Below are 12,161 nucleotides of genomic sequence, written 5' to 3'. Positions count from 1 at the left end.
AATTAGTCTTTGAAAAAAATAATCAAATCGCTTATCTTAACAACCTAACTGACACATTTAACTTAACGGACAACTTTAATACTTAAATTTTTACTGCCTGTCAGATTAAATCTTGACTACTACATATTAATGTCTCCACTATTGACCTTATCCTCTTGTAAAGTTGTAACACCTGTATAGGTAAAAACCTTCTTAGGGTCATAATGGGCTTTAAGTTGCGCCTCTAGGTATTCTACATGCTTTATCGATTTACAGATAGCCAATACGGCTCGACCTTGTTTGGCATGGTGCAATAAGTGGTATAGGATAGCTGGACACCAATCTTTCTCCGCTACTACTATCGGTCTAAGCGCTTTGCATAAGTAAGGTGTATGGCTATTGTCTTGAATTTTAATGCGTTGATAGGGCGGGTATTACTACAAAGTCTACGCCGTATAGCGCTTCTAGAAAAGAGCGAGTAGCAGCTTGGCCTAGTGTACCGGTGAGACCATAGAGCGCTTTACCATAGCGTTTGAAAAATCCTATGTTTGAAAAAGCATTCGTGGATATGCTTTCGGGGTCTACCGATAGCCCCTCTTTTATCTGTAAGAATTGGCACAAGCCATCGCTCCAAACTAGGTTGGGCTGTAATACCCCTGTTTGGTTATATTGAACCGGGACAATCCTGTGCTCTTTTGAGACAATATAATGTCTCTTTTTTTGGTAATCGTATAGCGCACTGAGGCAATGCTGAATCCAACTAGGAAGCTGGATGCGGGCAAACTGACGCAGATGATCTGGCATATCTAAAATCGGCGCACGTTGACTCCATGGTAGGTCGTGCAGTGCTTCAACAAGCTGATCCCGGTGTTGTATTGCCGCTTGAGCAGTGCCACTTTGCTCCTTAATAGATTTTATTTTTTGCTCTAATTGAGCAATCTCAGATCGCTTCTTGAAATGTTCTTTGTATTCCTGGGCTTCAGTAGGGTCTAACTTTCTAAGCAGTTGCTCTAGATAGACTCTAGTCATGCGAGTGATAAAGCTTCTTTTGTCTTCTTGTATAGGTATAACACTTGTATCAGTGGTTATATCACTAGCTGGACCTATGGAATCTTTTGCTGTAAAATAGACTTGCCCTTTATACTCGAACATATGATCTATCATCCATTGTATATAGTGCCAGATGGTACCTAATGGTAGTTTTAGGTGATCCATACCTGGATGGCTCGAGCCAAGGCGTACGCTATGGGAACGGTTATCAAACAGAAGACTGTCTACTTCATCTACTAAGACTATATCATAGCCACGGTCACCTCTAGTATTTTCTCCTAAAAATTCTTGTCTTAAAATATCTGCCTGAAAATCACTAGCCGTTCCATATACGATTTGATGCTTATAGACAGCTGCTTTATTACTCGATGGACTGTTTTCTGATACGCTTAAATTGAGTAGTTTAAAGAAGCCACTTTTTTCTTTTACTTCTGGTATGGAAAGCTCGGTAGAGGTAGTGATAACATCTACTTGTTTGCCTTGTAAGCCATGAATAGCCGCTAACATAGCCACAATTAAAGACTTGCCTTCGCCGGTATTGATTTGAGCCAAACGACCCTTAGCATAAGTAGGATGTAACAGCGCTAATAAGGCTAACAGTTGCGTAGGCCTAGGGCTAAAGGGATAGTGTAGCTTGACGGCATGTTGGACAGCTGCTACCAGTTCTATCTCTAGGACTGGCTGGTAGTGAGATTGCACATAGGTGGCCCAATCTTTTATCTCTTCTTGGTTCCATTGGGCAATAGGTTTTTCCTTAAAGTCAAGGGAGGAGTCTTGCAGCATACGAGCGGGAGATTGGTAGGATGCTTCAATAGCCTCATATTGTTGCTTGAGCTGTTCATAGGCAGCTCAAGGGGGTGCAACTGCTACATCGGAAGCTGGAATTTGTTGTAATTCACCTACTTTAGATAGATCTACAGCTTGATTAGCCGAATCTTGTAGCGTTGTTAATCCTTTTTCCCTAGGGGCATGGTAACAATGATCTATGCGCTGTTGTTTTTGTTGCAATAAGTTGCAGTCCATGATACGAGGAATAGGTGAGAAATCACTACGCTTGCCATAGACTATATTGCTTTTACAACTGGATAAAGAAGCTATGCCATCTCTTTTGGTAGCAGTTAGGTCAAGTATCTTAAATAGAGGTAGGTAGGATAAGATGGCTGATTCTGAAATAGACCATTCCTTAGAATCGGTTACCAACGATACTTGACCATTTTGTAAGGCACAGATAGCAGCTAAGCAAATTACTACTAAGGGATCTTTTGAACGCTCGATTTTAGACTGTTTACAGAAAGGGAAAAGCCTGCTTAATAGATCTAGATGTTGGCTTTTGGTCAGGCCAGTATTGTTAGATAGGCTAGCCGCTTGGTTAATCCCGTAAATAACCTCTGATATAGTATGCGCACCAAATAGGCTTGATCCCTTACCCTTTATCTCTTGTGACCACCTAGTTAAGGCTGATGGACTATATGGATCCAATGGTTTATGGTAGAGGTACGTAACGTGGGTTTCAACTTACAAAAGCTATCTAAAACTTCTTTATAGAGGCTATAATCAGAAAAATTCGTGGCATCTTCTTGCGATAGGTGTTTTATCTTTAATCTGATTGGTTTTTGGTTTTCTTCTAATTTGAATAGGTCTACTTCTAAAACCTTGATTTGGTTGAATAACGCTGCTGAAGCAGCTTCATACGATTCTTTTTTTACTTTATAGCTAGTTGTTAGATTTGACCCTGTTTTGGATAACGTATTCAGCTTATCTTGTAACTTTGCTAATTTTGATGGTTCTTTTGGTTGTTCGGTTTGCAGGGATGGAGGGGTAGATGTATCCGCCTTCTCTCCCAGTTGCGCTTCTGATTTCTTGACCGCTGCTTCTTATTTTTTTAAATTTTCTTCATTCTCTTTTACTAACTTATCTATTTCGATGCTCAGCGCTTTTTTTTCTGCTTTTAATGCGGCTGATTCGTTTTTATAAGCTTGATTTTCAATATTAAAACACCTAGATAAATCCAAGTATTTTGATTCTGCTTTTTTGATATCCTCTCTTAACCCACGCGCTCTAGTTTCTAGGATAGCTAACTCTTGTTCATAGCCATTTATTACTGAAATCAACTGAGCCTTAATAGCTGGTTTTAAGTTTTCTACTACCTGGTGGGTTAATACTTTTTCTATGGTTATTTTTTTTAGGTAGTGGGAAGATGCAAACGTATGATCTGATGAGGGGGTGTTATATAGCATAGAAGGGGCTGATGCAACCATCTGCGCTATCAACGCTTCTACACTATAGGGTGCTGCAGCTTGGAACAGTTTACCGGTGATGCATTGGTCAGCTTGTGCGACCCACTTAGAAGGCATTTCTTTTAATAATGCATCGAAAAGGAAAGCAGTGATCTCTTCTTTGATCTGGTAGTTATCAATAAGAGCTAGGAGCTCTATAAAAATAGAAGGGTGTTGAACGATTGAATGGCTACGGCTATAGATAAACGATTCTAAAGATGGTGCAATCGTTGGCGCTTGTTTAATGCAATTATAAAGGATAGGCGCTATGGCATCCGATGCGCCAGCCTCTATCTTAGATAGATGCATAAGAGACAATTCGCAGCAAAGGGCGGTAAGCCATTGATACGATTTACTTTTGGATAGGGATAGGGGAGCATCTTGCTCATAAATAATTGACGATACAATCAATTCTGGAACTTTTCGCTTGGATATAAGTTCTAAAAAGTTGAGTAAAGATGGGAGATCATCCTCGTCTTGTATAGCTGATAACAAGCTGGGGATAAAGGATGGACTTAGATGCGTACGGGACAACGCATCGGTTAACTGGCTACAAGCTTCTGGGGAGGAGGCAAAGTGGGGAAGACTGCTTACTTGGTCTGATAACCAGTAATGTTTTAGATGGGTCAATTGATCGGGTTGTGCGCTACATACCATATCATAGCCGGTTTGCCCCGTAGATGAAACGATTGCAAGGATATGGGTTAGTTGCAGAAGGGTAAGATCAGCGCTTTTCTTGGCTTCCCATAGGGCATGAAGTAGTTCGATTTGTTGATCTTTTGTGTAGCACTGGCTAAGATGGTTCCAATGGCTATTGAAGTGCGCTAGGGTAATAGGATCTGCCTTACCAGAGGGATCTTGAATAAGCTCTTGCACTAGACTACGGACTAGCCACTCTGAACTAGGGTAATCTTTTATAATATCGGCATATAACTGACCACCACCGACAAGATGGTCTATAAAGCCTCTCTGGAGCTCAGGAGGGGCGTTTTGGATAAGATTACCTGTATCATTAAGAAATAGCAGGTATGCACTCGGAGATAGGTGAAGGCTATAATAGGTCAACAAACGGGTAAGGGGGGATGGATCAGCTAAAAGAGAGGCTTTAACGGAGTAAGCACTCAAAATTTTATCTAGACTAGCTGATTTTTTTAGAGGAATAGAATCAGATATAGGCGCTAGAGCGGATAAATCTTCTAGGCTAGCCGAAGAATAAATAGAAAAGGTACCATCAAAATCCGAATCCTCTGATATATCTTCTTGGCAGTCATCGCTGGATAGGCCGCTGTCACTACTTGTGCAAAAAGTAAGGAGCTGTTTGTAGTGGCTTACAGAAACAGGAGGGGACAACCCAACACTAAGCGGAAGCGCAGGATCGATAGTAGGGTCTGGACAATCATCTGAGAAAATGCTAGCTGCTTCCATAGGTTGATCCCAGGGCGTTTCTAAATGAGCGTAACTATTTTCCGCAGATTCGCTCGTGGTGGTGGTAATAGTTGCTTGAGCTATGCTTTCTTTCAAAGTAACTTCTAGCTCTAAATTAGCTATAAACTTGTTATATAGAACTTTTGTCTCATCTAAGAATGATTGGTGGTATATGGCTTGCTTTTTAGCGGCCAATGCTTCTACAAGTGCAAGAGAGCGTGCTGTACGTTCCGCTCTTTTCTTTTGGGAATAGGCTTTGAAAGAGGCTTCCTCTTGCATAAGATATTCTTTTAGCACCTTACGCTCGCTTGTTAGTGCTTCTAGCTCTTCCTTTTGATAACGAAGCTTATTCCTAGTTTGGCGCTCTTGGTAGAGTTGTTGCATTAATTTTTCCTTTGCACTACAAACTCCATAATTATATTTATTACAATGGGCCCCACAACAACTACACAAATGAGCCCCACAACCATAACATGGCCATGTGAGATACTGACACTTAGAACATTGCGAGCCTCCCTTTAAGCCAAGTGACCCAATATAAACCATAGGTCTATCATTATTTGTGGATAAGAGATGAATATGATGAGACTGATAAGATGGGGATTTAGTGACAAAATCTTCTAGGCGGTAGCCTTTTTCGAATCTAACAGCTGCTGCATAGGAACGGCTTAGTCCAGGAAAACGATTATCGTGAACCATGGCTTTCAATCTAGCTCCATCGGGTTCTAATACAATCTTATAACCTGGATCTTTGAAAAAGGTATAGCTAAAAGCTGATGATGCTGAGGAGGGTGTAGTGCTGCTAGCTCCTTGGGGAAGCGGAATAGGAATAGAAGCGGTATGGCCAACCCTACAAATGGCAGAAGAAGATGTTGAAACAGAACTAGAAGAACAACAAGGACTAAACCTAGCCCTACGTAAATAACCTGTGGTACCGCAACTCGTTAAGAGCTGGCCTAACAATAATATATGCGTAATCAAACGTTTACAGGGAAAGTAAACCATGACTTTTTAATTCAAATAAACTATAACGCGTAACTAGACTTTATAAATAAACTAGTAAATAAAATAATAGAAAAATAGATTTCTGAATTAAAAAATTTGTAATAGTAAATATTTTAATGCAATCGGAAATAAAAATTAAACTTTAAAATCGGTGTGTTTTCAGAAACTTTTTCCATCAGCGCTTGATTTTTTGTTATTTTCTTATCAAGAAAACAACTCCTTTTACTAAAAAATGATAGATACAGACATCTTATCTTTTGAAAAATTCCTTGCAACTACGTACCTTAGCATAGTGCATGTTTATTTAAAACAGTTGTATCTAACCGCTTATGTTACATTTTAGATTATTTAACCAGCTGATGCGTGTAAAAAAAGTCCCCTGGATCAGCTATCTATTGGGTTGTATATTATGGGCGCCTAGTGCCCGCGCCATGCCAGAAGCAACGGGGGATTGTGTTATGGAACATGTAGCAGATGCACATAGCTGGCATTTTGCCACTATTTCGGACAAACATATTGAACTCCCATTGCCCATTATACTCTATTCTTCAGATAGAGGCCTAGAGTGTTTTTCTTCTGCTCGTTTTTATAATCCGCACCACCAACCTACGGACTATCATGGCTACCGCCTGGTGTATCAAAAAATTCATTGTGTAGATCCCAATAGATCTGTTTTAGATCTATCGATTACCAAAAATATAGCGGCGATGTTTGTAAGCATTGTACTACTCGTCAGCGGGCTGCTATGGACCGCGCGACACTATAGGCACGCCCCCCTTACACCCCCCAAAGGGTGTTTTGCTTGTATAGACCTGATCATCTCCTTTGTAAAAAATGAAATTGCCCTGCCTAACATAGGCAAGCAGCACCATTCAAGATTTTTACCTTATCTATTAACCATTTTTTGTTTTATATGGCTCAATAATCTTTTAGGGCTGTTGCCAGGAGGAGCCAATGTAACAGGCAGTATTTCCGTCACCTTAGTGCTAGCGGCTTTTACTATCCTAATGACCATTTTTAATGGCAACAAACACTATTGGCGTCATATATTTAAGCCAGAAGGCGTACCCAGTTGGTTATTGCCCATTATGATTCCAGTAGAAATATTGGGCATTCTAACGAAGTTTTTTTCCCTTATGGTGCGGTTATTTGCCAATATCACAGCAGGCCATATTATCTTATTAAGCATTATAGGGCTTATTTTTAGTATGAAAAGTACCTGCATAGGCTTTGTGGTCAGTGTACCTTTTGGTACTTTTATGTTTTTACTAAAATTGCTCGTTGCATTTTTGCAAGCCTATGTGTTTACGCTACTTTCTGCCATTTATTTGGGGCAGGCGGTTGATGAAGGCAGCCATTAGCATGGTTAATTTGCCGAGTTTTTATGTATATTTACCTATCATCTTTAACGATTAAACGAAAATTTCTATGTTAGATATAAGTTTATCATACGCTGGTGCCAGTATTGGTGCAGGTATTATTGCCTTAGGTGCAGGTATTGGCGTTGGAAAAATTGGATCCGCAGCTATGGAGGCGATGAGTAGACAGCCAGAAATGAGTGCAAAGATTCAAACAGCCATGATTATTGCTTGCGCACTGGTTGAAGGTGTGGCACTTTTTGGTGTGCTGGTTTGTCTCTTGATAGCTACCAAGTAATATTGTTTTAGTCAAATCGAATCGCCTCTTTGCCCACAACACTAGCTGTTATGACGCTAATAACACCCGATTTTGGTATTATATTTTGGCAAACTACTACTTTCTTAGTGGTCCTGTTCGTATTATCTAAATTTGCCTGGAGGCCTATCTTAGAAGTAGTCAAAGCACGAGAGGATGCCGTAGCGCATGCTATAGATACCATCACTGAGGCACAAGCATGCATGAAGCAAGTAGAGGATGATCGCGCTAGATTAATAGGGGAAGCAGAGTTGGAACGTGCGCGCATTATTGATGCGGCATTGGCCACCCAGCGGGAAATCATTGACCAAGCCCATCAGGAGGGCTTAGCTGTGAAAGAACAGTTGGTTACACAAGCTAAAATTGAAATCACTAGAGAAGAAGCAAGGGCGCTGGAATCAGTAAAAGCCCATGTTGGTTCATTAGTCGTTCAAGTGGCTGAAAAGCTATTGGTCAAAGAGCTCAGTCAAGATGCATCCCAATGGGAGTTCATAGAACAATGCACAGAAAAACGATCTACTTAGTGCAGACAACCGCCTAATCTATGTTTAAAAACAAAAAGATAGCAGCACGGTATGCTAGCGTTTTTTTAGCCCAAGCTATTCAAAGTGGTATAGTGAAACGCATCCATAGTGACCTCTCTTTTTTGCACCATCAGTTTAGGGAGCATCCTATATTAGATAACATACTCAACAATCCTACCATACCCCATGCTGGAAAACGAAAACTACTGCAAACAATAGGCAACGAGGTGCTCAGCCCTATGGTGTGGAGATTGCTTGAAATACTTATTGATCAACATCAAATCGGTTTACTAAAGGAAATTTTAACCGCCTTTTCCGTCGCCTATCACCACCATATGGGGATTCAATTTGCCCTTGTAACGACTGCTGTTGCTCTACCAGAAGCTTTGATCAAAAAATTAGTAGAAGAGGTAAAAAGGTGGGTGCCCTGTAAGGAAGTGCGCATGAAGCAACAAATTGATCTCTCTATTATTGGAGGCTATATCCTTCAAATCGGTGGATTAAAGCTAGATAAAAGTATCAAACATGGTCTGCAGGCACTACAAAGCGTTTTACATTAGGTATTATAGCACGCTCATGCAAACGCTTTATGCCTTTCTAAGGAGCAGACAAAATTATAATGGAACAAATGGCACAAATAAATACAGATGCGGTTACTGCAATACTCAAAACACAACTAGCCAATTTTAAAACAGAGGCCGAACTAGCAGAAACAGGTATAGTGATTCAATCTGGTGATGGTGTAGTACGCATCTATGGGCTCAGCAATGTACAAGCCGGGGAGTTGTTGTCTTTTGCAAATGGATGCAAAGGATTGGCATTAAACCTAGAAGAGCATATGGTAGGTGCGGTGATCTTAGGTGAGGCCAATGCGATTAAAGAAGGGGATGTGGTTACCAGAACCAAACATGTCACTTCCATTCAAGTAGGTGAAGGGCTGCTAGGCCGCGTGGTGGATACCCTTGGCCATCCTATAGATGGGAAAGGCCCTATAGTGGGGGAAACATTTGAAATGCCCCTAGAGCGCAACGGTCCTGGTGTCATTTACCGTCAACCAGTAGATGCCCCCCTCCAGACCGGTTTAAAAGCCATCGATGCCATGATTCCTATTGGCAAAGGCCAAAGGGAACTGATTATTGGGGATAGGCAATCTGGCAAAACCTCCATTGCGATAGATACCATTATTAATCAACGTAGGTTATTTGAGAAAGGCAAGCCTATTTATTGTATTTATGTAGCCATTGGTCAAAAAGCATCTGCTATAGCGGGTGTAGTCGAAACATTGACCCGACAAGGTGCCATGGCCTATACTATTATTGTAGCTGCCCCCTCTTCTTCTTCCGCGCCTATGCAGTCTTTTGCCCCTTTTGCAGGCGCAGCTATTGGTGAGTTTTTTAGAGACACGGGAAGAGATGCACTCATCATCTACGATGACCTTTCCAAACAGGCCGTTGCGTATAGAGAGTTGTCGCTATTATTGCGCAGGCCACCAGGCCGAGAAGCCTTTCCGGGGGATATTTTTTACCTACACGCGCGCTTATTGGAGCGTTCCGCGCGCATTATTGCTGGTGATGATATGGCCGCCTCTATGAATGACATTCCACCTGCTTTAAAGGGCAAAATAAAAGGGGGTGGGTCGCTTACTGCCTTACCGATTATAGAAACCCAAATGGGTGACGTATCTGCCTATATTCCAACCAACGTTATTTCCATTACGGATGGGCAAATCTTCTTAGAAATGAACTTATTTAATGCAGGCATCAAGCCAGCTATTAATGTGGGGATTTCTGTATCTCGCATTGGCGGTGCGGCACAAATTAAAGCGATCAAAAAAGTAGCCGCCACCTTAAAATTAGATCAAGCTCAATTTGCTGAGCTAGAAGCTTTTTCAAAATTTACCTCTGATTTAGAAGCTACTACTAAGAAAGCTATTGAAAGAGGGCGTAAAAACCAAGAACTACTCAAACAAAACTTACATGCCCCTATGGCGGTAGAGGAGCAAGTGGCTATTTTATATATAGCCATGAATGGCTACTTGGATGATGTTCCATTGGATCAACTTAAAATATTTGAGCGACAATTTTTAGAGTTACTCCGTGCCCAACATCTTACTATGCTGGAAGCTATTGCAAGAGGCGAATGGGGAGACCCCATCATTGAGGTATTGGTAGCGGTAGCCAAACCGCTCCTCATAAGGTATAGTGCTTAAAAAGGTATTTTTAGCCATTTATATTTTTTCGATAAAAAAGAAAGCAAAGCAACCCAATTACTATGGCACATCTTAAAGAAGTAGTAGATCGCATCAATTTGATAGCCTTTACCCAGCAAATTACCAAAGCGATGAAAATGGTATCTGCTTCAAAATTGCATAAGATCCAACAGGTGCTACTACCTCTAAAAGAATATACCACGCAATATAGCCTATTGTTGCATGAGGCATTACAAAATAGAGCTACTCCCCCTGCTTTAACTAAACCAAGCAACGAGCAGCGGCTATTAGTGGTGGTAGTGGCTGCCCATCGAGGCTTGTGCGGTGCATTCAACAAAAATGTACTCAAAGCAGCTTATGAACAGATCACTAAACAAGCAACCGCTACCACTGTAGAGGTGCTGGTTATTGGCAAAAAAGCTGATCAGTTTTTTAAAAAGTATAATCTTCCGGTTATAGATGACTATGTAGCGTTGCTAGAAAAACCGCTTGACCAGGCTAGTGCTACGCTCACTACCTATTGTATAGACGCTTTTCAGAAGGATAGATATACGGAAGTTATATTGGTGTATACTGCTTTTAAAAATTCCGCCAAACAAGAGGTAGCTATAGTTCCTTTCTTGCCTTTTTTTCCGCAGATGGTCGCACAGGAGCACCCCTCCCCTACGCAGCCACTGTATTACATTTATGAGCCCTCCCAACAGCTGCTTATAGAAGCGCTTATTCCTAAGATCTTGCAGCATAAGATCATGCATATGCTGGTTGAATCCAGTGCCAGTGAGCATGCTGCAAGAATGGCCACTATGAGCCAAGCCACTGACAACGCAGATGAGCTTTTAAAGGTACTGCGTATCAGTTATAATAGAACTAGACAAGCATTGATCACCCACTCGCTAGCAGAGATTACAAGTGGTGCAGAAGCTTTAGCAGAGTCGTAAGGTGTGGAGTTACACTTTTTTGCTTGATCAAGCGATTAGTGTAATGCGTAACTGTGGTCAGAAAGAAGGGTGGAAAGTAGCATGTCTACATTAGCTTACTTGCTTTTTATTAAATAATTTAATAAAACTGCAGGAACTATGTATGCTACAATTCATACCTGTCCTTATATTTCTGTTTTTATTCAAAAATTCATCATGAAAAAATATTTAGTTTTGTTACCGTTTATCGCATCCTGTAGTGGATTAGAACGGGATGATGTGGGTCATACAAATGGTCAAACCCTAGAAAATATCAATCAGCAAGCGTTATCTTGCACGCAAGAACCTGATAATAACAGGCAAGATAAGCTGCGTTTACAAAGTGTATGTATTGACAAAATAGTCTCGCATTTTACTAAAATTATTTTACTTTCTGGTAACAGCACAAAAGCGTATGCAGATATCAAGTCCTATTTGCACAAATCTATACTGCCATTTTTATTCCGATGGAAGTATATTTACTTTAAAAGAAGACGAGGGCGCTTTACAAGCGGCAAGAAAAGTCTGGAAACAAGATGATACAATTTTTACTGACCAAGGTATTCTAAAAGATAAATATAAAAATAGCGTACTTAATGATAATAAATTCAATAATATTCCTTATAAAACAAGAGATATCATATTATCTACCTTGCAGAAAACTGAATCTGTCCTATCTATAGATATAAAACCAACAGACGAATCCGTGGAACGGCGTGAACGCGCTACTGGTGAGGATCTAAAATTAAAGGATATAGTATCAAATGAAAAATTTGTAGACAATAAGTTTAACGTACTAAAAGAGTGGATTAAAAATCCTAAAAACTTTCATAATTCTGATGAACGGGATCGGTTTCTTAACAAATGGGTTATTTGTAATAAAGATAAGTTCACTATACAACATCTGTATGCTGCAATAGATATGCACTGGACAACATTAGTTGTACTAGTTAAGATTTAATCTGACAATTATTAACTTTGTACGGATATAAATTATACCTATTATGAACTTACATCAAAAAATCATTAAACCGAAATTAGGCTTATTGGAACTGGCAAAAAC

11 protein-coding genes are annotated in these 12,161 nt (G+C 40.4%); 7 read left to right on the top strand and 4 right to left on the bottom strand.

Annotation, left to right across the window (positions count from 1 at the left end; all coding sequences use genetic code 11):
- Positions 1-119: 119 nt before the first annotated feature.
- From NLX65_RS03895 to NLX65_RS03880, 4 genes are all read right to left on the bottom strand, one after another.
- Positions 120-293: a hypothetical protein gene (locus NLX65_RS03895; RefSeq protein WP_260537389.1), complete on the bottom strand. Its 174-nt coding sequence runs from the start codon at positions 291-293 to the stop codon at positions 120-122.
- A 97-nt stretch (positions 294-390) separates the two neighbouring features.
- The gene (locus NLX65_RS03890; protein WP_260537387.1) at positions 391-1,812 is read right to left on the bottom strand and encodes a DEAD/DEAH box helicase; all 1,422 of its coding nucleotides are present in this window, start codon (positions 1,810-1,812) and stop codon (positions 391-393) included.
- Between the two features lie 66 nt (positions 1,813-1,878).
- On the bottom strand, positions 1,879-2,508 hold the full coding sequence (locus NLX65_RS03885) for a hypothetical protein (protein WP_260537385.1): 630 nt from the start codon (positions 2,506-2,508) through the stop codon (positions 1,879-1,881).
- 395 nt (positions 2,509-2,903) lie between these two features.
- The gene (locus NLX65_RS03880) at positions 2,904-5,711 is read right to left on the bottom strand and encodes a hypothetical protein (RefSeq protein WP_260537383.1); all 2,808 of its coding nucleotides are present in this window, start codon (positions 5,709-5,711) and stop codon (positions 2,904-2,906) included.
- A gap of 353 nt (positions 5,712-6,064) precedes the next feature.
- Between NLX65_RS03880 and atpB the strand changes: the two genes are divergently transcribed.
- The 7 genes from atpB (at position 6,065) to NLX65_RS03845 (ending at position 12,059) form a co-directional block, all read left to right on the top strand.
- Complete coding sequence (gene atpB, locus NLX65_RS03875) at positions 6,065-7,096, top strand: F0F1 ATP synthase subunit A (protein ID WP_260537381.1); 1,032 nt, start codon at positions 6,065-6,067, stop codon at positions 7,094-7,096.
- A 67-nt stretch (positions 7,097-7,163) separates the two neighbouring features.
- Complete coding sequence (gene atpE / locus NLX65_RS03870; protein ID WP_114910199.1) at positions 7,164-7,391, top strand: ATP synthase F0 subunit C; 228 nt, start codon at positions 7,164-7,166, stop codon at positions 7,389-7,391.
- 50 nt (positions 7,392-7,441) lie between these two features.
- On the top strand, positions 7,442-7,933 hold the full coding sequence (gene atpF / locus NLX65_RS03865) for a F0F1 ATP synthase subunit B (protein WP_260537379.1): 492 nt from the start codon (positions 7,442-7,444) through the stop codon (positions 7,931-7,933).
- A gap of 20 nt (positions 7,934-7,953) precedes the next feature.
- Positions 7,954-8,493: an ATP synthase F1 subunit delta gene (gene atpH, locus NLX65_RS03860; RefSeq protein ID WP_260537377.1), complete on the top strand. Its 540-nt coding sequence runs from the start codon at positions 7,954-7,956 to the stop codon at positions 8,491-8,493.
- Between the two features lie 68 nt (positions 8,494-8,561).
- A complete protein-coding gene (atpA, locus tag NLX65_RS03855; RefSeq protein ID WP_260537376.1) occupies positions 8,562-10,142 on the top strand; it encodes a F0F1 ATP synthase subunit alpha in 1,581 nt (526 codons plus the stop codon).
- 62 nt (positions 10,143-10,204) lie between these two features.
- Complete coding sequence (gene atpG / locus NLX65_RS03850) at positions 10,205-11,080, top strand: ATP synthase F1 subunit gamma (protein ID WP_260537374.1); 876 nt, start codon at positions 10,205-10,207, stop codon at positions 11,078-11,080.
- A gap of 433 nt (positions 11,081-11,513) precedes the next feature.
- Positions 11,514-12,059, top strand: coding sequence for a hypothetical protein (locus tag NLX65_RS03845; protein WP_260537373.1), 546 nt, complete (start codon positions 11,514-11,516; stop codon positions 12,057-12,059).
- The last annotated feature ends 102 nt before the right edge of the window (positions 12,060-12,161 follow it).

The organism is Candidatus Cardinium sp. TP, from assembly GCF_025215055.1.
GTDB lineage: Bacteria > Bacteroidota > Bacteroidia > Cytophagales > Amoebophilaceae > Cardinium.
Note: the sequence above shows the minus strand (reverse complement) of the source record. Positions and strands in the feature narration are given on the sequence as shown.